The 22,489-nt window shown below is 63.3% G+C and carries 21 protein-coding genes and 1 pseudogene; 12 read left to right on the plus strand and 10 right to left on the minus strand.

Annotation, left to right across the window (positions count from 1 at the left end):
- Window positions 1-223 precede the first annotated feature (223 nt).
- Window positions 224-514: pseudogene (locus tag H8S47_RS18825) on the plus strand (SDR family oxidoreductase); the annotation flags it as partial.
- A 223-nt stretch (window positions 515-737) separates the two neighbouring features.
- Here H8S47_RS18825 and H8S47_RS18830 read toward each other — a convergent pair.
- Window positions 738-923 carry a hypothetical protein gene (locus H8S47_RS18830; RefSeq protein ID WP_235982680.1) on the minus strand — a complete coding sequence of 62 codons (186 nt, stop codon included), beginning with the start codon at window positions 921-923 and terminating at the stop codon, window positions 738-740.
- On the minus strand, window positions 920-1,165 hold the full coding sequence (locus H8S47_RS18835) for a PAS domain-containing protein (protein WP_235982681.1): 246 nt from the start codon (window positions 1,163-1,165) through the stop codon (window positions 920-922). Before H8S47_RS18835 ends, H8S47_RS18830 begins: the two co-directional genes overlap by 4 nt.
- A 508-nt stretch (window positions 1,166-1,673) precedes the next feature.
- On the opposite strand from H8S47_RS18835, the gene H8S47_RS07470 reads away from it, so the two are divergent.
- Window positions 1,674-2,012, plus strand: coding sequence for a DUF2934 domain-containing protein (locus tag H8S47_RS07470; RefSeq protein WP_214654995.1), 339 nt, complete (start codon window positions 1,674-1,676; stop codon window positions 2,010-2,012).
- Window positions 2,013-2,112: 100 nt separating this feature from the next.
- On the opposite strand, the gene H8S47_RS07475 is transcribed toward H8S47_RS07470, so the two are convergent.
- Together H8S47_RS07475 and H8S47_RS07480 are read right to left on the minus strand one after the other, a co-directional pair.
- Complete coding sequence (locus H8S47_RS07475; protein ID WP_187503275.1) at window positions 2,113-3,837, minus strand: DUF885 domain-containing protein; 1,725 nt, start codon at window positions 3,835-3,837, stop codon at window positions 2,113-2,115.
- Between the two features lie 240 nt (window positions 3,838-4,077).
- On the minus strand, window positions 4,078-5,406 hold the full coding sequence (locus tag H8S47_RS07480; RefSeq protein ID WP_187503276.1) for a Gfo/Idh/MocA family protein: 1,329 nt from the start codon (window positions 5,404-5,406) through the stop codon (window positions 4,078-4,080).
- Window positions 5,407-5,539: 133 nt separating this feature from the next.
- Between H8S47_RS07480 and H8S47_RS07485 the strand changes: the two genes are divergently transcribed.
- Window positions 5,540-6,592 (plus strand): serine hydrolase domain-containing protein, encoded by a 1,053-nt coding sequence (locus H8S47_RS07485; protein ID WP_187503332.1) that lies wholly within the window; start codon window positions 5,540-5,542, stop codon window positions 6,590-6,592.
- 53 nt (window positions 6,593-6,645) lie between these two features.
- On the opposite strand, the gene H8S47_RS07490 is transcribed toward H8S47_RS07485, so the two are convergent.
- Together H8S47_RS07490 and H8S47_RS07495 are read right to left on the minus strand one after the other, a co-directional pair.
- A complete protein-coding gene (locus H8S47_RS07490; RefSeq protein WP_187503277.1) occupies window positions 6,646-7,578 on the minus strand; it encodes an AEC family transporter in 933 nt (310 codons plus the stop codon).
- Window positions 7,575-9,122, minus strand: coding sequence for an FAD/NAD(P)-binding protein (locus H8S47_RS07495; RefSeq protein ID WP_187503278.1), 1,548 nt, complete (start codon window positions 9,120-9,122; stop codon window positions 7,575-7,577). Before H8S47_RS07495 ends, H8S47_RS07490 begins: the two co-directional genes overlap by 4 nt.
- A 171-nt stretch (window positions 9,123-9,293) precedes the next feature.
- Between H8S47_RS07495 and H8S47_RS07500 the strand changes: the two genes are divergently transcribed.
- The 3 genes from H8S47_RS07500 to H8S47_RS07510 all read left to right on the plus strand — a co-directional run bounded on the left by H8S47_RS07500 (window position 9,294) and on the right by H8S47_RS07510 (window position 11,971).
- Complete coding sequence (locus tag H8S47_RS07500; protein WP_187503279.1) at window positions 9,294-10,565, plus strand: PQQ-dependent sugar dehydrogenase; 1,272 nt, start codon at window positions 9,294-9,296, stop codon at window positions 10,563-10,565.
- Window positions 10,566-10,579: 14 nt separating this feature from the next.
- Complete coding sequence (locus H8S47_RS07505; RefSeq protein ID WP_187503280.1) at window positions 10,580-11,440, plus strand: hypothetical protein; 861 nt, start codon at window positions 10,580-10,582, stop codon at window positions 11,438-11,440.
- A gap of 171 nt (window positions 11,441-11,611) precedes the next feature.
- Entirely contained in the window at window positions 11,612-11,971 is a 360-nt protein-coding gene (locus H8S47_RS07510; RefSeq protein WP_187503281.1) for a hypothetical protein, read from the plus strand.
- A 47-nt stretch (window positions 11,972-12,018) separates the two neighbouring features.
- Here H8S47_RS07510 and H8S47_RS07515 read toward each other — a convergent pair whose 3' ends face one another.
- Window positions 12,019-12,819, minus strand: a complete 801-nt coding sequence (locus H8S47_RS07515; RefSeq protein WP_187503282.1) for a hypothetical protein — start codon at window positions 12,817-12,819, stop codon at window positions 12,019-12,021.
- A 10-nt stretch (window positions 12,820-12,829) separates the two neighbouring features.
- Between H8S47_RS07515 and H8S47_RS07520 the strand changes: the two genes are divergently transcribed.
- The 3 genes from H8S47_RS07520 to H8S47_RS07530 are packed head-to-tail and all read left to right on the plus strand — an operon-like array spanning window position 12,830 to window position 13,806.
- Window positions 12,830-13,144 (plus strand): hypothetical protein, encoded by a 315-nt coding sequence (locus tag H8S47_RS07520; protein ID WP_187503337.1) that lies wholly within the window; start codon window positions 12,830-12,832, stop codon window positions 13,142-13,144.
- Complete coding sequence (locus H8S47_RS07525; RefSeq protein ID WP_187503283.1) at window positions 13,145-13,591, plus strand: periplasmic heavy metal sensor; 447 nt, start codon at window positions 13,145-13,147, stop codon at window positions 13,589-13,591.
- Complete coding sequence (locus H8S47_RS07530; protein WP_187503284.1) at window positions 13,588-13,806, plus strand: hypothetical protein; 219 nt, start codon at window positions 13,588-13,590, stop codon at window positions 13,804-13,806. The genes H8S47_RS07525 and H8S47_RS07530 overlap by 4 nt, the downstream gene beginning before the upstream one ends.
- Before the next feature lie 53 nt (window positions 13,807-13,859).
- Here H8S47_RS07530 and H8S47_RS07535 read toward each other — a convergent pair whose 3' ends face one another.
- Window positions 13,860-14,756, minus strand: a complete 897-nt coding sequence (locus H8S47_RS07535) for a glycoside hydrolase family protein (protein ID WP_187503285.1) — start codon at window positions 14,754-14,756, stop codon at window positions 13,860-13,862.
- On the minus strand, window positions 14,753-15,526 hold the full coding sequence (locus H8S47_RS07540) for an SDR family NAD(P)-dependent oxidoreductase (RefSeq protein ID WP_187503286.1): 774 nt from the start codon (window positions 15,524-15,526) through the stop codon (window positions 14,753-14,755). The genes H8S47_RS07535 and H8S47_RS07540 overlap by 4 nt, the downstream gene beginning before the upstream one ends.
- Window positions 15,527-16,156: 630 nt before the next feature.
- Here H8S47_RS07540 and H8S47_RS07545 point away from each other — a divergent pair.
- Both H8S47_RS07545 and phoA read left to right on the plus strand, forming a co-directional pair.
- A complete protein-coding gene (locus H8S47_RS07545) occupies window positions 16,157-18,907 on the plus strand; it encodes a TonB-dependent receptor (RefSeq protein ID WP_187503287.1) in 2,751 nt (916 codons plus the stop codon).
- Between the two features lie 64 nt (window positions 18,908-18,971).
- Window positions 18,972-20,387, plus strand: a complete 1,416-nt coding sequence (gene phoA / locus H8S47_RS07550; RefSeq protein ID WP_187503288.1) for an alkaline phosphatase — start codon at window positions 18,972-18,974, stop codon at window positions 20,385-20,387.
- Window positions 20,388-20,606: 219 nt separating this feature from the next.
- On the opposite strand, the gene H8S47_RS07555 is transcribed toward phoA, so the two are convergent.
- Window positions 20,607-20,909 (minus strand): hypothetical protein, encoded by a 303-nt coding sequence (locus H8S47_RS07555; protein ID WP_187503289.1) that lies wholly within the window; start codon window positions 20,907-20,909, stop codon window positions 20,607-20,609.
- Window positions 20,910-21,214: 305 nt separating this feature from the next.
- Here H8S47_RS07555 and H8S47_RS07560 point away from each other — a divergent pair, with 305 nt between their 5' ends.
- Entirely contained in the window at window positions 21,215-22,276 is a 1,062-nt protein-coding gene (locus tag H8S47_RS07560) for an MFS transporter (RefSeq protein ID WP_235982682.1), read from the plus strand.
- Window positions 22,277-22,489 lie beyond the last annotated feature (213 nt).

Raw genomic sequence — 22,489 nt, forward strand, 5'->3', positions numbered from 1 at the left:
TCTCCAAACGTAACACAACCGCCCAGGGCATCCTGAGGCGGTTTTTTTGTGTCTTTTCGGTGGGTTATGCCGTCTCGGAGGCGTCGCGAGCGTGCCAGCGAATGTTTTTGAGTGCCAGGACGTCGATTTACAACTGGGGGTATTCTTCGGGGCGAGATGCCTGCCTCGGCCGAAGACATCTCCGTGACTCTGAAAGACCTCGAAGTGGGCTACACCACCAAACGTGCCGAGCGCCGCCGTCTACTGCGCAACCAAATACGCGGTTTGGGCGATCACGGAGGGGTTGCGCCAGGAGCATGACGACATCCGCACGACGATCATCTCGCCGGGGGTCGTGGCGACCGAATTGGGCAACGACATCACTGACTCTGATATCGCCTCGGCGCTGAGCACGTGGCGGCAGAAGTCCCTGACCCCGTACGCGATCGCGCGAGCGATCCGCTACGCAGTGGAGCAGCCCGAAGGGGTGGACGTCAACGAGGTCATTGTCCGCCTGACGGCAGCAGGCATGTAGGCGAGGTTGCGAAACTTTGTCCGGGCGGACTTCGAGTCTGCCCGTACTGGGTGTCGAGGTGAACGGACGTTCTCCATCGAGTCGAACGAAAGAAGCCATGAATGTCCGCGATTGTGTTGTTGGAGATGCCTGATATCGATGTGAACGCCAGCGATCATCATCGATCAGTATGTCTATTCATATGGTCGGGAGGCGAGCGCTCCAGCGAGCAGATATCATCCCCTCAGGCCCCTAGGCGTTCCGGTTTTACCTTGAGCGTGACCACGACGCCCTCTTCGGCCCAGTCATAGTCTATCGAGCCGCGTAAATGTCCCGTCACGCTGCGTTCGACGAGCATGCTGCCATAGCCTCCTGGGCCGGTCGGCTTGCGGACCTTGGAACCGCCACGTTCCGTCCATACGACGGTCACGGCTTCGTTGTACGCGGAGCAGGAAACGTCGAGCGTTCCCGTCCGCGCGCGGAAATCCACTTCACCTCATCATCGATCATGATCCGAAAATCGATTTTGTACGGCCCGATCAGCGCGCGTGTTGCATTGAAGGCGGCGCGAACCCTGTCCCGATCGGCCGGGTGAATATGTGCGAAGAGATCCTCGAACTGGACGTTGATGCCGCGGGGGATACCCCAAAGATCATAGGCCTTGTCGTCCATCGCGAAGGCATCGGTGTCGACGTTCCACGACCAGAGCGTGACGCCGGCTGCCTCGATGGCCCGAACCAGATTCTTGGTTTCCCAGAGCAGGGGTTTTAGTCCTTCGGGGTGCTCGTCATTGAAACTCCTGTATCGGCCGGGCGCGCTGGACGGAGACTGGCAGCGGGGACGAGCGGACAGCGATAAGCGCGGCTATTCGCTGTCCGCTTATAGATGCCGGCATTCAAACGCCAAGTCGCGTTCGTCCCATCCGATGATCGTAAGCAGGCGACCGCGCCGACACTTGCACATGAGTCGACCGCCGACCTGCTGGATGCGCTTTCAACGAAGTCTATCGCGGGGTAGGCTGCAACGGCATCTCTGACCCTGAAATCTTCGATCGGAGCAGTGTAATGGCAGAGAGGTTGGTAGACGTGCTGGACCGCAATGGCGCGTCATTCATACGTACCCCGTCACGCTGGACGAGACGGGCGAGGCGGTCGGCGATGCGGATTATCAAGCCAAAGCCTTGCAGACCGCCGCGCACGGGCAGCTGGTCGCCGATGCGGAACTCGAAGGCTTGATCGCGCAAATGCATCAGAGCCGGGGCGGGCGTATGGAGCCCCTCGATGACAAGATCAGCTTGAGTTCCGAAACGAAACTCGGCCTCGAACAGGCCGTGAGCGACCGGGCCTATGCGCTTTGGGACGAAGACGGTCAGCCGGAGGGGCGGGCGGACGAATATTGGCATCGCGCGCTCGATCAGCATCTTCGCGAGCGTGTCTATGTCCTTTGGCAGCAAGGGGGGAGTCGCGAAGGCGGGGCCGGCGAAGATTGGGATCGGACTCGCGAGTTCGAGGCGCGGTAGCGCTTGCCCACACGGCCGATCTTGTAGCGGCACGCCTGCGCGGGCGAAACGCGATGGCGCTCGACCTCGCGCTGCGAGCACCGGGGCTAAGCCCACCGTATCAGCGTGATTTCTCTGCCGCGATCCACTTCATCATCTCGGCTTCCATCGCTGGCAGGGGGACCGAGCCCATGTTGAGCAGGGCGTCGTGAAAGCGGCGCTGGTCGAAGCGGTCGCCCAATTCCGCCTCCGCTTTTGCACGCAGCGCGCGCATCTTCATCTCCCCGAGCTTGTAGGCCAGCGCCTGGCCCGGCCAGCTGATGTATCGGTCGACTTCGATCTCGACGTCGAGCTTCGCGAGTGCCGTATGTCCGGCGAGGTAGTCGATCGCCTGCTGCCGGCTCCATCCCATCGAATGGATGCCGGTGTCGATGACGAGGCGCGGGGCGCGCCACATCTCGAAGGTCTCACGACCGAATTCCTCATACGGCGTGCGGTACATGCCGAGCTTGGTGCCGAGCCATTCCGAATAGAGCCCCCAACCTTCGCCATAACCCGAGAAGTATGTCTGGCGGCGGAAGGCGGGGCGGCTGGGGGCTTCCAACGCCATTGCGGCTTGATGGCTGTGACCGGGGACGCATTCGTGCAGCGTCAGCGCAACGATGTTGTAGAGCGGGCGTGACTTCAGGTCGTAGGTATTCATGAGGCATGCGCCGAGCCCACCGCGACCCGAGGTGTAGACCGGCGCGATCGCGTCGGGCACCGGCTGGATGGTGAAGCGGTAACGGGGAAGAGTGGTGAAGACATCCTTCAGCCGACCGTCCATCCGCTTCGCCACATAGGCCGAGAAGCCGAGCAGCTCGTCGGGGGTTCGGGCGTAGAATTGCGGGTCGCTGCGCAGGAACGCGAGGAAGTCGGCGAAGCTGCCCTTGAAGCCGGTGGTGGCGATCGTCGCCTTCATGTCGGCGTCGATGCGCGAAACTTCCTTGAGGCCGATCTGATGGATCGCTTCCGGTGTGAGATCGAGGGTCGTGTATTCGCGGATCTGGCTTTTGTAGAACGTCTCGCCGTCGGGCAGTGCGGCGGCGCTGACCGTCGTGCGCGTTTTGGGCAGGTAGGTGCCGCGGTAGAAGACGAGGAGCTTCGCATAGGCAGGGGCCGCGGCGGTATCGATCGCAGCCAGTCCCTCGGCGCGCAGCGACGCCTGCTGGCTTGCCGGGATCGAAGCGGGCATCGTCTTGAACGGTTCGGCGAGCGGGTTGTCGGCGCCCGGCTTGGTGAAGGCGGCAATGGTCGCATCGCGCCCGGCGAGCGACACGCGTGGCGGCGTGAAGCCGCGCTTCAGTCCGGCGCGCATGTTGGCGATGTTCTGGTCGAACCAGCGCGGCACGTCCTTGAGCCGGCCGATGTAGCGGCGATAGTCGTCGGCGGTCTCGAGCGGGGCATAGGGCTTCACTTCGCCCCAGAAGTAGGAATCGCTGTTGAGCGGCGCCTCGTAGGTGCGGAAGTCGATGTTCGCGACTTTCCCGCGGAGCGATTCCTCGAGGACAGCGGCATTCAATCGTTCTTCGGGCGAAAGTTGCGCTGCGGGAATACGCGCGATGCGGTCGAGAACTGTGCTCCAGTAGGTGCGCCGACGCGCCCAGTCAGCGGGGGCGACGGCGGGGAAATGATCATCGGACTTGCTGCGCAAGCCGTCCGTAATCTGCGCGAACTCCTTCTGTCGCCATTCCCATTCGGCGTCGTAGATCGCCTTGAGCTGCGCATCAGCCGAGCTCGGCTGGGCCCACGCCGTTGCTGGAGCAAGTGCGAGAAGCACCGTCGCCGCGACATATTTAAATCTCATCGTGTCCCCATTTCCCGCTTGGTGCGGCAGTCGTATCTGCCTCGGTCGGCAAGGGGAAGCGCGCTGGCTTCGCTTTGGTCGGCCGCGTGAATTCGACCGTGTCGTGTCCTCGTTGCCGCATCCTGGCGGCTGTGGATGAAAGAACGGCTGAAGTTAGGAAGCGTCTAGGACGCTCGCGAATGTCCACAACCGGATCGGAAAGGCGCGGTAGGAACGGGCTGTTTCCGCCGCGAATGCAGCTTACACCGGTAAGCGGTAGGGCTCGCGGTAGCGAGGCGTAATGAGTGCGTTGGCCTCGGCATCGCCCTTGAACTGTCCAGCCGCAGCATCCCATTCGACCTTCCGGCCAGTGCGCCAGGCAACGTTGCCCATTTGACAGACGATGGCGGTGTTGGCCGCTGACTCGATCGGGCAGGCGGGGGTACGAGCACGATCCTTTACGCAGGCGATAAAGTCCGCGGTGTGCCGATCGAGCCCGTCGTCCTTGGCCTGGGTCACCGGAATTTCACGGGTCAGGGCCCTGCCGTCACGCATCTCGGGCGAGACCCACCATTTGCTGCGGTCTACAACCAAGGTGCCCAGCTCGCCCACGAAGGCCACGCCATGATCGTGGCCGCCGAACGGACCGCGGCTGATGCCGACCGCATGCTCCCATTCCACCGAATAGTCGCCAAAGTCGAAAAGGGCGGTCTGGGTGTCGGGGGTCTCCATAGCCGAGTCCGGATAGCCGTACGCTCCGCCTAGCGAACTGACCGAATTGGGTACCTGCGCCCTCATCCCCAGCAGCGCGATGTCCATCAGGTGGACGCCCCAGTCGGTCATCAGGCCACCTGCATAGTCCCAGTACCAGCGCCAGCTGAAGTGGAAGCGGTTAGGGTTGAAGGCGCGCTGCTGCGCCGGGCCCAGCCAGCGGTCGTAATCGACCCCCGGCGGCGGCGCCTGGTCGGGCTTCGGCGCAACGCGCGTCATCCATCCCATATAGGCCCAGGCCTTGACCTTCCGCACCCGGCCGATGCCACCCGAATGGACATGGGCGATCGCATCTGCCCAATGCTGGTTGCTGCGCTGCCATTGGCCGACCTGAACGACGCGGTTGTAGCGTTGTTTGGCGGCGACCATCGCGCGGCATTCAGCGATGGAATTGCCGAGCGGCTTTTCACAATAGACATCCTTCCCCGCGGACATCGCATCGACGAGTTGGAGCGCGTGCCAGTGATCGGGGGTGGCGATGATGACCGCATCGACCGATTTGTCGTCGAGCATCCGGCGGTAGTCGCCGTAGAGGCGCGGCGCGCGACCCGATGATTTCTTCAGCTCTGCGCCGCGCTTGGCGAGGACCTTGGCATCGACGTCGCACAGTGCGACCGGCGTGACATCGGCACCCTTGCACATCGCGGTGAGGTCCGCCCATCCCATGCCTTTGCAACCGATCAGCCCCACCTGGACCTTGTCGTTGGCCGATCCGCGGCGGCGGGTCTGGGCGAAGGCTTCTTTCAAGGGAACTGCGCTGGCAGCCGAGGCGGCGAGGCCGCCGACCAAGAGAGCTCGGCGATCGAGGCTGTCGGTCATTTTGATCCCCCCTGATTATCGTTGCAACATTGGTAGCGCCAAATCGTCGGGCCGCAAGGCCGCAGGGCGCGCGCTGGCGGACCGTCGAAGCTTGCGGGGTTGTAAGGCAATCCTGAGGAGCGACATGGTGACGATGCGGTTTATCGTTTCTCTGCTCATCCTCCTTACCGGCTGCGAGGGACCGACCCCGTCAGCAGGTGCGACTATCCCAGGCGTGGTCGCCGGATCGGACACGCGGGGACTCGATGCCGCATCCATGCGCGACATGCAGGCACGAGCCTCAGCGCTGCCGCGGCTTCGTTCGCTCCTCGTCCTTCGAGACGGACAGACGCTGACAGCGCAGGTGTTCAACGGCGGTCCCCCGCTGGATCGACCGGTCAACATCAAGTCGGCATCGAAGTCGGTCATGTCGGCACTGATCGGCATCGCCATCCAACGCGGTGTCTTTGAGGGCGTCGACCAGCCGATCCTGCCGCTGCTCAGGCGTGACGCGCCCGCCGATCCCGACCCACGGCTAGCCAGGGTGACCATCGGCAACCTCCTGTCGATGCAGGCCGGACTCGAGCGCACCTCTGGCGAGAACTACGGTCGGTGGGTATCCAGCCCCAATTGGATACGGTTCGCGCTGGCTCGCCCCTTCGTCGCTCATCCCGGTACGGCAATGCTCTACTCGACTGGGTCCACCCACCTGCTCTCGGCGGCGCTCACACGCGCGACGGGACGGAGTACGCTCGCCAACGCGCGCGCATGGCTCGGCGAGCCGCTTGGAGTTACGATCCCGTCCTGGCCGGCGGACCCGCAAGGGATCTATTTTGGCGGCAACGAGATGAGGCTCTCGCCGCGCGCACTTGCCCGGTTTGGCGAGCTCTATCGGCTAGGCGGCATCATCGATGGCCGGTGCATCCTCCCGGCCAAGTGGATCGAGCAGAGCTGGACACCGCGCGCCGTCTCGCCGTGGAGTGGGAAGGCGTATGGCTTCGGCTGGTTCCTGACCGAGATGAAGGGCCATCCGGTGCGGTTCGCCTGGGGCTATGGTGGCCAGATGGTCTACGTCATCCCCGATCTACGGATGACGGTCGTCATGACGTCGGATCCGAACGGCGCAAGGGACACGGGGCACATCGATGCGCTGCATGGCATCGTCGAGAACGCGGTCGTGCCTGCTGCCGAGCGGGGTGCGTCATGAGTTTTGCGTCGCTGCCATCCGCTGAAAGCGGGAACAGCACAGGGGAGGCGTGATTAACTCGTCGGCATGGCCGAGTGAAAGACGCCCACGACCAGCAGCACGAGGACGAGGGATACCGCGCTCGACAGCGCGACAAGGATCGCCGCCGCCTTGCGGTTCGTGTCGAGAAGGGTCGCGAACAGGGTCACGTTGCTGGCGATCGGGAACAGGGCGACGAGCCCGACGATCACGCGGTCGCGTGGGCTCAATACACCGACGAAGGCCGCTTCGAGTGCGAGTGCTGCGCCGAGCAGTATCACGCCGGCGACCTGCCTGACTGCGAGGATGCGCGTCATCAGTCTTGGCCGCCAGTCGTCGCGGCCGGTTTCGGCAAGGTTGAGGCCGATCACCGCCATGCCCAGGACCGACACCAACGTGCCGGCGATCGAGACGATAGGCGCTGCCGCTTCAGGCATCGTGACGCCGCCCCACTTTGCCAGGAGCGAGCCGATGACCACATAGACGAGTGGCACCCGCAACGCCTTGGTAGCGGCCTTGCGCGTACCTTCCTTGGTACGCGCGATGAGGAAATACCCGATCGTGTTGCCGTACAGCGCGCTGCCGATATACGCACAGATCACCGTCGATACGCCGACCTCGCCGAACAAGGCCTGGCTGACGGGCACCCCGAAGAACGCAACGTTGAAGAACGAGAAGGATGCCGACAGCAGTTTGGGGTCGAAGTCGTCGCCGAGCCGCTTGGCCAACCGGTATGCCGGGATGCTCATCAGTGCCGAAACGACGAACATCAACGGTGGTATCACCATCAGTTGTTGCACGTCCGCGCCGAGCACCTTGTCGATGACCAGCAACGGGATGAGGCCGAAGACGAGTGCCTTCGAGCACAGCTTTGCCGCCCAGGGAACGCGGGAGCCGACAGCCCAGGCGAGCAGGATCACCCCGTAAAGCGGCAGGAGTGCCGCCGCGATGTTACCGATCGCGCTCATTGCTGGCGCAGGATGTCGTCGACCGCACGACCGGCGCATTCGACATTGAACCAGACCGCGTTGGTGTCGCGCAACTCGCCGTTCAGCAATTGGCCGAGCGCGTATAGCCGTGGTGCATCGCGCGTGGCGGATATGATCCGACACGTCGCCCGGTGCGCGATGGCCCCACCGACCGGGTGTGGTTGCAGCCAGTCATTCGCGAGCAGATCCTTGACCAGCGTCTCCTTCATCTCCTCCAGTGCCGTGGCCTGTCCGGTGGCGTTGACGACGATCGGTACGTCGAGCGTATCGCCATTCTCGAACCGGACCGTGAAGCCCGTACCGGTCTCGCTGGCAACGGTTTCATCGATCCGGCCACGTACGCTGAGCAGTCCCCGCGTCATCGCATCCGCCAGGCGCCGCGCGTTCACCATCGGCGTGACGAAGCGCGCCGCGGCGAAATGCGGTGCCAGCCAACGCCCGAACCGTTTCTGGTCGGCGGGGCGCAACAGGTTCCATATCGCCGTCGAATCGTGGCGCGTGGCGGTGAGGATGCGCTGGAACGGTTCGTCTCCGGACTCCGCGGCGGCGATATCGCGCAGCAAGGCAGCCTCGGCGTCCCCGTCGTAGCGATCCTCCGCCTGCCAATCGATCGCACGTCCCGCGGCGGTTTCGGCCTCCAGACGAAAGAGGCGGAACAGATCCGCCACCGAGAATGCGCTGCCCCGCTCGCGGATTAGGCGATGGACATTTTCCAGCGTGAGGTGCTGGCGGTCATAGCCTGTCTCGGGCGCGGGGATTTCGACGCGTGGCAACATCCCCTCCTTCGATACAAGATGGATGTGGCCGCGGTGCCCATCGTCGAGCAGTGTCATGACCGCGTCGATGGCACTGAGGCCGCTGCCGAGGACGACGACGGACTGATCCCAGTCGATTTCCTGGGTCATGCGGTGGGCGGGGTAGGGGGAGTCGAAATAGCCGGGCGTACCGTTCAGATTGCCGAACCGATCCGGATCGGGCGTGCCGATCGTCAGAAGGACGACGTTTGTGGCGATCGTCGACCCGTTTGCGAACCGAACCGTCGCCGCGGCGTGATCGCCCTCGATGGCGACTGCTTCCTCGCGGTGAACCTGGACATCAATGCCGGCGGTGCGCGCCTGCCGGAGCGCATTGTCGAGAACTTCCTGCATGTAGACGCGGTATTCGCGGCGTTGCGGGTATTCGACGCCATCGGGATCGAGCGGCGTGCCCGATGCCGCGCGCCGCGCCTCAAGCCAGGTTCTGAAATGACCGGGCTCGCGGTCGTAGAGCCCCATGAGACGGGATTCCGTGTTCAGAAGATGGCCGGGCTGCACCGTGCCGAACGCCAGTCCGCGCGCAAGTTCATCGTCACGCTCGACCAGATGGACCTTCCACCCGTCGCCTGGATCATAGCATAACCGGGTAACCGCCTCGGCGAACGCAGCGACGCCACAGGCGCCCATGCCGATAATAGTCAATGTTTTCGGCATGATATCCCGTTCGCTGAGGAACGGCGACAACGCGCGGGCGCTGTTTCGTGCCACGACGAACGTGAAAATTATGTCATTTTGATTCTGCGTCCAGTTCGACAGCCTTGGCCTGTTGCCGAGAGCGGGATTCCTGAAACGTCAGGAATTAATCGTCAATACTGTCCAACTCACGGATATCCATGATTGTCAGGGGGTTACTCTTTCGATCATGATCCGGGAGACATTATGAAAACGATCCTTGCTGCCGCCGGCGTATTGAGCCTTGCAAGCGGTGCCGTCGCACAGAAACCGCCGTCGGTGGTGGGGCTGAAGACCCAGGCAGAGCCTTATGCGACTGCATCCGTGGTCAACCATCCCAAGACGATCGGCTGGCCCGAAGGACGTAAACCGAAGGCGCCGCACGGGTTTGAGGTCGTCAAATTCGCAGGTGGCTTGGACTACCCTCGCCAGGCGCTGTTGCTGCCCAATGGCGACGTGCTGGTCGCAGAGGCGCGTACTAAGCCCAAGCTGGATGCCGAGCCGGACGTCCAGCGTGGCCAGGCGCTGTCGAAGACCACCGGCTTCAGCGCCAACCGTATCACCCTGTTACGCGACGCGAACCGCGACGGTGTCGCCGAACAGCGTTTCGTTCTGATCGAGGGGCTCAACCAGCCGTTCGGGATGCAGTACGGCAACGGTCGTCTGTATGTCGCCAATACCGACGGCGTCGTCAGCGTCCCGTTCACGCCCGGCCAGACGCGCGTGACCGCCACGCCGCAGCCGCTAGTGTCGCTGCCTGCGGGTGGCTACAACAATCACTGGACGCGAAACCTGTTGCTCAGTGCAGATGCGCGGACGCTGTATGTGTCGGTCGGATCGGCATCCAATGTCGGCGAACACGGCATGGACGAGGAGACCCGAAGAGCGGCAATTCTCGCAGTCGATCTTCGTACCGGACGGGAGCGGCTCTATGCCTCGGGGCTTCGTAACCCGGTCGGCATGGCTTGGGCGCCGGGATCGAATGTGTTGTGGGCCGCCGTCAATGAACGCGACCAGCTCGGCGACGATATCGCGCCGGACTATCTCGTCGGCGTGCGTGACGGCGGGTTCTACGGATGGCCCTACAGCTATTACGGGAGGCAGGATCCACGTCATGCGAACGACAAGCGCGAGTTGTTGGCGACGACGTTGATGCCCGATGTTGCCGTTGGTCCCCATGCCGCGGCGTTGGGCGTGGCGTTCGCAAAGGGAACGCCGGCCGCGCAACAGATTGCGTATGTCGCGCGGCATGGCTCGTGGAACCGGTCCGCGTTCATCGGGTATGACGTGCTCGCGGTACCATTTGCAAATGGGAGGCCGACGGCCGCGCCGCAGCCGTTCCTGACCGGGTTCGTCGCGGACGAGAAGACGAATGAAGTCTATGGTCGACCGGTGAGCGTGCAGACGCGCGACGATGGTGCGATCTTTGTCGTCGACGATGCCGGGGATACCGTGTGGATGGTGCGACGCACCTCGTGAACACGACAGCCCTGATGGCTCTCGCAGCGACGCTCGTCTGCGTCGCCGCGCCACCCGCGTCGGCGCAGACCGTGCCGTTCATCGACACCGAGGATGCGACGTTATCCGAAGTCGACGTGGGCGACGGCGCCGTTCATCCGATCGTCTCGTTCGATGTCCGTAACGGCGATTACGCGCGCGGAGCGTATGATGACGATGACGCCGGCCTCGGCAGAGTTCCTGTCCATGTCGCGATCGGCGGCGCCGCCGTGCTGAAGCGCCGCGCGGATGGGGAGGGGGTCCTGTTCCTGACAGGGCAAAGTTCGAACGGCTTCCATGCGCCGCGATCCGACGAAAGATCCCGACCGCGCAGCTGGTACGAGAGCAACACGATCGTCGGTCTCGCATGGCGGCCTGTCGATGGGCTGTCGGCAGCGGGGGCGTATGCCATCAAGGCCAGTCCCAACGGGGTGGCGGGCACGACCCATGAAGCCAGCCTGACGTTCCTCTACACCGGCAAGGACGTAGTTGGGTTTCTCGCGCCACGCTTTGCCGCGACGACGCGGACGAAGGGGCAGGGGGGCTTCTACACGATCGTCGGTATAGCCCCCGCGTTCCCGCTTACGCGCGCGGAGGACGGCCCGACGCTCACGGTGCCGGTTTCGGTCGGCGCCGGTTGGCGCAGCTTCTATGCAGCGGATAGCGGAGACAGGGTTTACGGCAGCGCCGGGATGAGCGTTGCCCAGCCGTTGAAGATCGCGGGCGCAAAGGCATCGTTGCAGGGCGAAATCCTTGCTCTCGTTCGAGATCCTCAGCTTCGAAGGCTCGACGCTCCCGGCGGCACGACCGCGTCTGTCGTGCCGTTGGCGACGATATCGATCGCCATGGCCTGGTGATGGAGCTTTGCGCGTCTTGACCAGCGACCGCCGGGCGTGGACGAGAGGGCGCGAGGGCGGCCAATCGTTATGTGCGGCATCGCGGGTTTGATGCTTGGCCCTGCCGTCGCGCTCATCGAGCGTTAAGCCGAACCGGACCTATACGCTGCCTGGTACGACAGGAGCGACCCCATGAAATATCTGATCCCCCTGGTCTTTGCCCTCACCGCAACCGCCTCGGAAGCCCGATCGTGGCAGCGTGACTATCCGAGCTGTGAGGTAGTGCAACAGCGTCATCTGAAGAGCGGCTCGGGCAAGACTGCGATGCAGGACCATATCTCGATGCGGGCGAACATGCTGCAGGCTGACATCGGCACCGCCAGCAAGGCGCGCCCGATTACCAAACAAACGTCGCAACGCTTGTGGAACCGCGTCGATGCGATCCGCAAGGCGAGCGACCGACTTGCCGCCAAACAGGGCTTCCTGAGTGCGGCGGAGCGAGCGAGCTACGATCGTCAGCTTGATGCGATCGCTCTCCAGCTCTGCAAATAAACGCCGCACCGTCACCCGATCAGACGCCTGCTAACCGCATGATCACGTCAACTCGGGATCGACATCGCCTTCATCGACCCGACACACACGACGGCAATGCCGACGCGCGACAGGATTTCGAGCGGGCGATTGCGCCGACCCGCGCCGTGTTCGCGAAATGGGATCGTCTCGCGACCACTGCGCGCGAGAAACGTGATCTGGAAACCGTGAAGACCGCGCATGAGAGCCTGATCGGCGCGGCGCGCGATGTGTTCGTTCTCGCCGGGCAGGGGCGCCGGGCAGACGTCGTGCGGCGGGTCGACGATCGGCTGGATACGGGGGATTATGCCGCATTCCGGGCTTTGACCGAACGCATCGCCCAAGCCGATCAGGTACGTGGACAGGTGATCCGCGACGAAACCAGGAAATTGCGACGGTCTGCCAATGTGATGGCTGAGGTCGCGATCCTTGCTGCGCTGTCGTTGTCGCTGTTGATCGCAGCCTATCTCGCGTCCGATCTGTTCGGCCCGCTCCGCCAGTTGGGCAAGGCGCTCGACGGGCTGGCCTCGGGCGATACGGCCGAACGTCTCGATCAGGATCGCAAGGATGAAGTCAGGGCCGTGGCGCGTGCCTCCAATCGGACAGCCGAGGCGATGGCGTTGCGTGAGGCGGCCCACCACGGCGGGGCCCGAGATGCGAAGTCCGACGGCCTTTCTCGCCTGACGGTGCACCGGTTGGTCGACACCTTGGAGAGTCGCATCGCTTCGCTCAGAAGGTCGGAGACTATGGAGGAGACGTTGATCGAGGTAGAGCAGATCATGCGTTCGATCGGCCGCGTGACGCAGATCGGCCATCCGGTCGATCTGCACCTCGAACCCTGTGATCCATGCCGTCCCTCACAAGTCGCACTCACGCGGTTCGGTCCGGAAATCGCCGCGCGGGGGGATCAGTTGCGAACTCGCCGCGCGGATCGCCACCAGCGGGGCTATCGCGACCCGCCGTGCCGCGTTGCGGCTGCGCTGGTGGTGGTCGGGAGTCGGGATCGCGGCGACGCTGGCAGGGGCGGCGGCCGGTACGGCAGCGGTGGCGATGAACGTGCCGATCGATCTCGGCCACCGGGTGGGTGCCGCCGCCGATCCGGGCGCGATAAACGGCAGCACGTCGTTCGGCGACATCGCGGGATCGGATCGATAGATGACGGCGAAACTGCGCATCGGGCTGCTCGTTTCGATCATTCTCAATCTGTTTCTCGCGCGCGCGCTGGTCGCCGGCTACGCGTCGCTGCGCACCGATACGCGCATGCTCAACGCCGGTTCGCTCCGCATCGCGGGGGCCGAATTGTCAGCGGCCGACCGCCGGCCGTTCCGGCGCGCGCTGCGGCAGGCGCGGCGTGCGATGCGGCCGACGATCGCAGTCTCTCGCAAGGCCAAGGCGGAGGCCGCCGCGCTCCTGCGGCGAGATCCGGTGGATCAGGTCGCGGCGCTCGCCGCGCTGGATCGGGCGCGAACCGCGGACATGGCAGTACGCTCAGCGGTCGAGCGCCGCGCCGTCGCCTTCGCAGGCCTGCCCGTTGCGGATCGTGCGAAGCTTGCGGACGCAGTCGAACATCGCGCGGGCCGGGCGATACCCGGCCGGGAATGACCTTGCGCCGGGTCTTCGTGGCGGGGCGTCGGACGATTGAAGTTGTGACCCGTTATCGCGGATCGGAAGGGCGGACGCGCGGAATTTTCGGAAATGTAGCAGTAATCGCCGCAGTGATGGATAAATTCGGCCGGACGATCTTTCATCTGCCTCGTTCCGTTGACGAGCCGGTTGCAGGCGACCCGCATGATCTCGACCTCGCTCAATCCGTCTAGCTGCTTGCCAAGTTAGCCTTCTTGCCGTTCCGCCGGCGCGGCGATTGGTTTCGCTAACCGCCATACCGTCCAATCAACGCTCGCCGTAGCATCCGGTCCTCCAGCGAATAATACAGCGCTATCAGGTTGCCAGCTGCCACGGCCGACGCTGCAAACGCGATGTCGGTTGCCTCGCGGGTCACGGCAGGCGGCGGCACGAGCAGCGGTTCGAGCCCACGCCCTGTCACTCGCGCGAAATCGGGACTGAAGCTGATCCAGCCGATCCGCCAGCGCGCGTCGTGCGTCGCGCCGTTGTAGAACATCACCGGATCCTGCCCCGCCTCCTGCCAGATAGGCCCGGTCGACAGATGCCAATTGTCCCAGCTGTCCGCGCGGATGTCGAACGGATCGGGAAGTACGGTCCACGGGCCCTTTGGCGTCGGGCCGCCCGCCATGCCGATCCGCGACGCGCCCTGCGCGGCATATTCGTAGAATAGGCGCCAGTCGCCGGCCGCGGTCCGCGCGAGCGTCGCTTCCTTGATATTGCCTTCGCCCGGCGGTGCCTTCAGCACCAGGTCTTCCTTGACCAGCGCGGTAAGGTCGGGACCTGCGGCCAGGATCATGCACCCTTGGGTGCGCGCTTTATCGACGCCGGTATAATAAACGAGATACTCGTGGCCAGCCATGAGAACGGTTGGATCCTCGCAGCCGCCCAGGTCTTCCGCACCAGGGCCAGGCGTGATCGCAAGACCCGGATCCATGAGGAAGGTCAGCCCGTCGCGGCTTTCCCCGCGCGCGATGATCCCGGTCGGATCACGGGGCTCGAGCGGATGCGGTACGCCGCGCACCATGATCCGGTACAGGTCGCCTTCCTGCCAGACGAACGGACTCATAAGGTCCATGCCCTCGATTACCGACGCGGCGGAAATCGTGACGGTGTCGACCTGCTCGACTGCGTACGTGATTGTCATGCGCCCTGCGCCACGGTGAGCGATAGCGCGCCGTCGATCGTCACGGTGGTACCGGTGATATAGTCGGCCGCTGGCGACAGTAGAAACGCGACCAGCGCCGCGACCTCGTCGGGCCGCCCGGCGCGCTTCCATGGGATCGCCGCTTCCTTCGCCGCGAGCTCGTCCGGATGATCGAGCGCGGACTGGTTCATCGGCGTCAGGATCATTCCCGGCGCGACTCCGTTCACCGCGATACCCTTTGGGGCCAGTTCCAGCGCCAAGGTCGCGGTCAACTGCGACAGGCCGCCCTTTGCAGAATCGTAATCCACTCCGCCCGGGCGCGGCGCGTGTTCGTGAATCGACGATATGTTGACGATCCGGCCCCTGGCATTCTTCGCTTCGAGCGCGCGGACCAGCCGACGGCAGGTCAGGAACGGGCCATAAAGATCGGAACGGATGACCCGGTCGAACTGCCCGAGTTCCATGTCGACCAGCATCACGCCGCTCATGTTCAATCCGGCCGAATTGACCAGCAGGCTGACCGTGCCGAACGCCTTTTCCGCTGCCGCGAACAATCGTTCGACCGCGGCTTCGTCACCGACATCGGCTTGGACCGCGATCGCGCGATCGTCGCCGCCGATCGACGCGCAGACCGCCTGCGCCGCTCCCGCATCTTTGAAATAGGTGATCACGACACGGGCACCACCGTCGCCAAGCGCCTTGGCACAGGCGGCACCAATTCCAGACTCACCGCCAGTGACGATAGCGATTTCATTGTCGAACAGGGTCATCACCGCTGAACCGGCGGGATGACATCCCAGTTGCATGAATTCGCTGCCATGAAGGCAGCCGCCGCCCGGTTCGTAGACAGGGGGCTGGGGCGTCGGTGACCTTTCGATGCCTTAGGCTGACGTGCAGCGCCCAACCTAGCCGCTGAGGCATGACGCAAGTCAGCCAGATCGTTGTCATTTGTCTGTCGAACAGCCGCAACGCGCTTGCCATGAAAACCCGCGTCACGGCTGGGGCATACTAAAAAGCGCGCAGTTATTGCTGCATCGTAACATGCACGTCACAAGTTTCACGCATGCAACATCGAGCCGGATAGCGGTGATTGGGAGCGCTATGTGCTAAATATTGAATGGTTGCCGACGTTCGTCGCTGTGAAGGCCAGATAGAAACGGCAAATCTCGCAAGCCCTGTGCTTGCCGCTGCAATGCGACTGCGAGCAACGATATCTGAGTAGCTCGATTATTGGTTGGCAGGTGGTGCAAGAGCCGGTGCATCACCGAGCGTGAAGTGCCGCTCAACTCTATAACATCTAACACTATCTCGAACTCATCGAGTTCGGGATGCGAAGTCGCACGTCTGGAGCTCGGCTCGGGAAGTGTCACTGACCTATATGCATCGGGGGAAGCAGAAAAATGATCCGCAATTTGAAGCATGTCGACCGCATGGGGCACCTCCTGCTGGGTGCCGCGATCGCAGCGCTATCCGCCGCGCCGGCCCTCGCCCAAACCGTACAGGCTCCAGCCGGTGAGGAAGCCGAGACCGATGAGGACATCGTTGTAAGCGGCTATCGACGCAGCCTCAAGAAAGCGATCGAGATGAAGCGCGATACGATCGGCTTTTCGGACTCGATCATCGCCACCGATATCGCCGATTTCCCCGAGCAGAACCTGTCCGAAGCGCTGCAGCGCGTGCCCGGCGTGACGATCGAGCGCGAACGAGGCCTTGGCACGCGCGTCAACGTCCGCGGCCTGCCGAGCGAATTTACTTTTGTGTCGATCAACAAGCTGGCGACCGCCTCGGGTTCGGGCGGGCGCGACGTGGAATTCGACATCTTCGCCTCCGAACTGATTCAGTCCGTCACGGTGCAGAAGTCGCCGGTGGCGGCAGACGAGGAAGGCGGCATCGCCGGCTCGGTGCTGATCCGTACCGCGCGGCCTTTCGATAATCCCGGGCTGCGCCTGGTGGGCAGCGCCGACGGCGCGTACAATTCGATCTCCGAGAAGATCGATCCCAACTTCTCGTTCCTGGGAAGCAAGACCTTCGGCGACTTCGGCGTGCTGGTATCGGTCGCCAAGCAGCAGCGTAGCAACCGCACCGACTCCAATTCGGGCATCAACTTCCGACCGATCGCACGTTGGACCGACCGTACCGGCACCGTCTACCGCAACCAGGCGATCGCCGTGCTGCAGCGCGACGCCGGCATCACCTTCACCAATGCCGACAAGAACAAGATCGTCTTTCTCGATAAGGTCGGCGATCGCGTCTACCAGAACGATCAGGATCGCCTCGGCCTGTCCGGTTCGGTGCAATACAAGCCGAGCGAGAATTTCAACATCGCCTTTGACGCGTTCCTCGGCTCGTACGATACGACCGAGGACGAATATGACGCCGCCGGCTATGCGGCGTCGAGTAACTCGACGCTCGAGACGATCCACGATTTCGACGCCACGACGCTGGCCGACAGCGGCATCGTCGTGCTCCGCGATGTCTCGTACACCAACACGCAGCACGAATTCCTGAGCAAGGAATATATCAACGAGACAGACTATCGCCAGTTCGGCAGCGAGATGAACTGGTCGACGGGCAACTGGAAGATCAATGCGCTGGGCGGCTATTCCGGCGCGAAGAAAACGCTCGATACCTCGAACCTCAAGCATGTCGCCTATGCGCCGTCGCGCACCCGCTATACCGAGAATGGCGGCGAGACGATCCCGAGCGCCGATCCGCGCACGATCGACATGTACAATGCGCCGAACGCCTATCTGTTCGAGGCGTATGAAACCTTTCGCGAGCAGATCAAGGACGACAAATACGCCGCGCAGATCGATCTGAGCTATAATTTCGAAACGTCCTTGCTCAAGCGCTTCAACTTCGGCGGCCGCTACACCAACAAAAGCAACGAGCGCGAATATGGCGAGGAGAAGATCCAGGGCCCGACGCGCGGCAGCACGGCCTATGTCAATGTCCGCAAACTTGGCGACAGCCCGCTCGAGAACGTGACCGACATCACAGGTGGCAAGAGCTATCAGGCACGCGACCTTAGCTGGGCGCAGGTTTCCAACGAATATGCGCGCGACTTCTTCCGGCCCGACGGGTTCGTCACGCCGTTCAACGACGCCAATTATTACAAGGTCCAGGAAGAGACGATCGCCGGTTATGCGATGATCGACCTCGAATTCACCGTGGCCGTGCCGGTGTTCGTCAATTTCGGTGGCCGGTATCTGCGCACCAGCATCCATTCGGAAGGCTTCCAGCAGGTCCAGAACCCGAACGGCTCGATCGGGCTGACCCCCGCGCCGGTGTCCAGCGACGGCAGATATGAAAAGTTCCTGCCGTCGTTCAACGCGCATGCCGAGTTGACCGACACCCTGTTCCTGCGCGCCGCGGCCTCCCAGACGCTGATCCGTCCGGCGTTGACCGATCTTGCTTACAAGCGGATCGCGAGCATCGGCAATTTTCGCTACACCGATGGCAATCCGGGTCTTGAGCCCACTCTGGCCGATCAATGGGAGGTCGGCGTCGAGAAATATCTGCCCCGCGGCGGCATTCTCGCAGCGTCCTATTTCTGGAAGAAGATCAAGGGCGTGGTGCAGAGCCAACTGACCGGTGTGGTGCCCGGCGTGACGGTCTACAACGCCAACGGCTCGGTCAACGGCGTCTATGAGTTCGACGTCTACCAGCCCGTCAATGCCGAGGGGTCTTACAAGGTCAGCGGCGTCGAGGTGAACGCGGTTATCCCGTTCGGCATGTTCGCGGACTGGGCGGACGGCTTCGGCATCAACGCCAACGCCACCTTCCTCGACAGCTCGCTGACAGGCGAGTCCGACCTCGGCATCGATACCTCGCCGATCGGTCTTGCTGACAAAACCTACAATGCCACGGTCTTCTTCGACAAGGGGCCGCTCTCGCTGCGCGCCTCGTACAATCGCAAGGGCGCCTATGTGGAGCGGATCGAGCGTAACATGTATCCGGTGTACCGCGATGCGTACGGCCAGTTCGACGTCGCCGCCAGCTATCAGGTGACGCGCAACTTCCGCGTCGAGCTGCAGGGCATCAACGTGGGGAACGCGAAGACCACCGGCTACACGATGGATCCGCCTTTCCCGACGACCTACGAAGCCTCGGGCAGCCGCATCAGCCTGGGCGTCCGCGGGCAGTTCTGATCCTCCGCAGGCCCCGCCGCGGAGGTGGGGCTTGCCACGCAATATCCAGTTCCGGAGCATCCCCATGATCTCGCATATCGCCCTTGCTGCGCTGCTTGCCGCGTCCGTCCAGCCTGCGGTCGCCCAGCGGGCAGCACCCGATCTGTCGCGCTCGGCGCGCGGCGATGTGCGCGCGCCCGGCGGCGCACGGCGTCTGTCCGGCGACATGCGCGAAACCTATCGTGCACTCGCCGACAAGAGCGAGGTGCGCAACGTCATCCTGCTGATCGGCGATGGCATGGGCGATTCCGAGATCACCATCGCGCGCAACTATGCGGAGGGCGCCGGCGGCTATTTCAAGGGCATCGATGCGCTGCCCTTCACCGGCCAGTACACGCATTATTCGCTCGATCGTGAAACCGGCAAACCCAATTACGTGACCGACAGCGCGGCCTCGGCGACCGCATGGGCATCGGGGGTCAAAAGCTACAACGGCGCGATCGGCGTCGATATCCATGGCAAGCCGCACAAGACGCTGCTCGAGCGCGCCAAGTCGGCCGGGCTCGCCACCGGCGATGTATCGACCTCGGAAATCCAGGACGCCACGCCGGGCGCGCAGCTCGCCCATGTCGTGCGGCGCAAATGCTACGCGCCGGCCGCGACGAGCACACTCTGCCCGCAGAACGCGCTGGAGAATGGCGGCGCCGGTTCGATCACCGAACAGCTGCTCGATACCCGCGCCGACCTGGTGCTGGGCGGCGGCGCGGCAAGCTTTTCCGAGGCGGCAACGGCAGGCCGGTACAAGGGCAAGACACTCTTCCAGCAGGCGCAGGTGAGGGGCTATCGCATCGTGCGCGATGCCGCCGAGCTCGAAGCCGTCTCCCGCGCCGACGACACGCGGCCGCTGATCGGGCTGTTCGCCGACGGCAACATGCCGGTGCGCTGGACCGGTCCGCGCGCCAGCCACCACGGCAACATCGACAAGCCCGCCATCACCTGCCAGCCTAACCCGGCCCGCCTGGCTACGGCCCCCAATCTGGCGGCGATGACCCGCAAGGCCATCGCCTTGCTCAAGAACCGGCCCAAGGGCTTCTTCCTGCAGGTCGAAGGCGCGTCGATCGACAAGCAGGATCATGCCGCCAATCCGTGCGGCCAGATCGGCGAGACGGTCGACCTCGACGAGGCGGTGCAGGTCGCGCTGGAATTCGCCGAGGCCGACGGGCACACCCTGGTGATCGTCACCGCCGATCACGCACATACCAGCCAGATCATCGGCAACGGCGCCCGCGCGCCCGGCCTCACCGCCGCGCTCAATACGCGCGAGGGCGGTGTCATGACGGTCAATTACGGCACGGCCGAGGAGGGCTCGCAGGAACATACCGGCACACAGCTTCGCATCGCGGCCTATGGTCCGCATGCGGTCAACGTGTCGGGACTGCTCGACCAGACCGATCTGCACTACATCATCCGAAATGCACTCGGACTGGATCGAGTGGACTAGACATTCCAAGATCAAAAAGTGAGATTTGCCGGACGTGAAGCCGCTCACGCCGGACTTTATCGCACATCTGTCGGCGCAACCTGGTTTCCGAGCCGATTGGTATGGGACCGTGTTTAGTCCGCCGTCCGCTAAAAGCGAGACGGTTGCGCTCGACCAGCGATGATCGCCCAAAGTCGGACGTAACATGCCGGTATGGGTGTCCCAGTAAGCTGCCGTTCCTTAATGCCGGAAGCGTTGCCGCAACTTCGTCGCGAGCGAGACGATCAGCGCAGCAGGAATGCCGCCAACGACGCATCCCGCCGCAACCCAAAGCGCGAGCATCACGAGCATAATTGCGAACATGCCGAGTTCTTGCCATGCCGCGATCTTCCATGGCTCCATGAAGATTGCGCCAAAGCCGTAGGATACGAGAAACGGCGCTCGAAAGCCCGGACCATTCTTTGATAGGACTGCCGCGCCAACGATCCAGAAGGCAGTGATTAGCGCAGCGAGCGGGAGCACGATGAGGCCGGAAAAGTCCATCGGGTAGAGTTAGTGGCAGCTTTGACTATGATCCAGCCGCAAACCCGCCCGGCCGCTATCCTTCCCAAACCGGACATTCACGCAACTCGATCCTAATCAGGAATGCCGTTCGCTTCGCAACGTGGCTCAAGTCAGGCATAAGGCTGCCGATATGAGGGGTCTGCGCGTTGGCGGAGGTAAGGCTTAGGGGAGGTTGGGGTTGGCTGCTTCTTGCCACGCTCACGCTTTCAACCATCGGCGATGAAATCTCGCTCATAACCCTGATGCTTCGTACAGCCGGTGATTGCACACCATTCGCTGTGCCGATGCTACTGGTCGCCGGGCTGCTGCCGGGCCTGTTGGCCACACCTCTCATCGGTAGGCTCGTCGACTCCCGCGATGCGGGCAAGCTGCTAGTGGCAACGGCGCTGACCAATGCCGTCATCATCGCGTGGATGGCTTGGCATCCTGATCTAACCTCTACCATCGTCGGTGCTAGTATCCTCAGCGTGGCGTTCGCGATCGGCGGGACGGCCAGTTTCGCCCTCATCCCCGTCCTAGCCGCAGGGCTGGGCATGACGCTGCCACGCGCCAATGCGGTGTTGGAGTTCGTGCGCAGTGCGGGGATGCTTGCCGGGCCGGTCGTGGGCGGCGCGCTGGTGGCGTGGGGCGGGACCGGGAACGCGCTGCTGATCGATGCTGCCAGCTTCGCGCTTCTAGCCGCCGTCGTGCTGGCGAGTGGCCTTCGCCGCCCCGTTAAAGCGGAAGAAGACGGCGAGGCCAGAACCCTGCTGTCCGAATATTTGCCGGTCCTGCGTGATCGTAGGATCATGATCATGATCGGCGCGCTGACGCTAGAGGTCTATGCGACCGCCATTGCCGATGTAGCATTCGTGTTTCTCGTGACCGTCACATTGGCGGCCGGCCCGACCGTGTTTGGTTTGCTGACGGCATGCTGGGCTGGAGGAATGATGGCGGGGGCTGCTGCATCGGGAACTATGGCGATGAAGCGGCCGGCACCGATCGCCTTCGTTTCCGGGACTGTGATGGGCGGAATCATGCTCGCGATCGGTATCAGCATATCCACAACGATTGGCAGCATCGCATTCGTGGGGATTGCGTTCGTCATCGGGGGTGCAGCTAACAGCGCCCACAACGTCGCAGTCCGAACGATGCTGCAACGTGAGGCTCCGGCTAACGCGCAAGGCAAGGTCGCCGCGATCTACAGCGCCAGCACAAGCAGCGCGGGCATTCTTGGATATATGACTGGAGGTTTGTTCGCGCCGAACGGGGCGGTCGATGCCTATGTCCTCGGTGGTACGCTCGGGGTTGTAGCAGGTTTGGTGGGATGGCTGCTGTTCATCTCTATCAAAGTCCGCCCTTCATAATCGGTGGCGGAAAGATCTCGATCATTCCTACCGCATTGGCTGTACTAATTTTCCATCCTTTTCGGGAAGGCCGCAGCGCCAGCCGACGTCCGCTAACACTATCCGCCTTACCCAATAGCGGTCGGACCGTAATCCTCCCCATCCCGGCCATTCGGCTCACGCCCAACTGCGTTCGTTAGCTCCGGGCAACCGCTGCCATCACCTCACCGTCAA

This window comes from Sphingomonas albertensis (assembly GCF_014358075.1).
Lineage (GTDB): Bacteria > Pseudomonadota > Alphaproteobacteria > Sphingomonadales > Sphingomonadaceae > Sphingomonas > Sphingomonas albertensis.

Excerpts from the sequence above, each read along its gene's own strand:
- H8S47_RS18835 (WP_235982681.1), bottom strand. The coding sequence starts at position 1,165 with ATGGACGACAAGGCCTATGATCTTTGGGGTATCCCCCGCGGCATCAAC.
- H8S47_RS07475 (WP_187503275.1), bottom strand. The coding sequence starts at position 3,837 with ATGAGATTTAAATATGTCGCGGCGACGGTGCTTCTCGCACTTGCTCCA.
- H8S47_RS07480 (WP_187503276.1), bottom strand. The coding sequence starts at position 5,406 with ATGACCGACAGCCTCGATCGCCGAGCTCTCTTGGTCGGCGGCCTCGCC.
- H8S47_RS07485 (WP_187503332.1), top strand. The coding sequence starts at position 5,540 with ATGCGGTTTATCGTTTCTCTGCTCATCCTCCTTACCGGCTGCGAGGGA.
- H8S47_RS07490 (WP_187503277.1), bottom strand. The coding sequence starts at position 7,578 with ATGAGCGCGATCGGTAACATCGCGGCGGCACTCCTGCCGCTTTACGGG.
- H8S47_RS07500 (WP_187503279.1), top strand. The coding sequence starts at position 9,294 with ATGAAAACGATCCTTGCTGCCGCCGGCGTATTGAGCCTTGCAAGCGGT.
- H8S47_RS07505 (WP_187503280.1), top strand. The coding sequence starts at position 10,580 with ATGGCTCTCGCAGCGACGCTCGTCTGCGTCGCCGCGCCACCCGCGTCG.
- H8S47_RS07510 (WP_187503281.1), top strand. The coding sequence starts at position 11,612 with ATGAAATATCTGATCCCCCTGGTCTTTGCCCTCACCGCAACCGCCTCG.
- H8S47_RS07525 (WP_187503283.1), top strand. The coding sequence starts at position 13,145 with ATGACGGCGAAACTGCGCATCGGGCTGCTCGTTTCGATCATTCTCAAT.
- H8S47_RS07530 (WP_187503284.1), top strand. The coding sequence starts at position 13,588 with ATGACCTTGCGCCGGGTCTTCGTGGCGGGGCGTCGGACGATTGAAGTT.
- H8S47_RS07535 (WP_187503285.1), bottom strand. The coding sequence starts at position 14,756 with ATGACAATCACGTACGCAGTCGAGCAGGTCGACACCGTCACGATTTCC.
- H8S47_RS07540 (WP_187503286.1), bottom strand. The coding sequence starts at position 15,526 with ATGACCCTGTTCGACAATGAAATCGCTATCGTCACTGGCGGTGAGTCT.
- H8S47_RS07545 (WP_187503287.1), top strand. The coding sequence starts at position 16,157 with ATGATCCGCAATTTGAAGCATGTCGACCGCATGGGGCACCTCCTGCTG.
- phoA (WP_187503288.1), top strand. The coding sequence starts at position 18,972 with ATGATCTCGCATATCGCCCTTGCTGCGCTGCTTGCCGCGTCCGTCCAG.
- H8S47_RS07555 (WP_187503289.1), bottom strand. The coding sequence starts at position 20,909 with ATGGACTTTTCCGGCCTCATCGTGCTCCCGCTCGCTGCGCTAATCACT.
- H8S47_RS07560 (WP_235982682.1), top strand. The coding sequence starts at position 21,215 with ATGCTACTGGTCGCCGGGCTGCTGCCGGGCCTGTTGGCCACACCTCTC.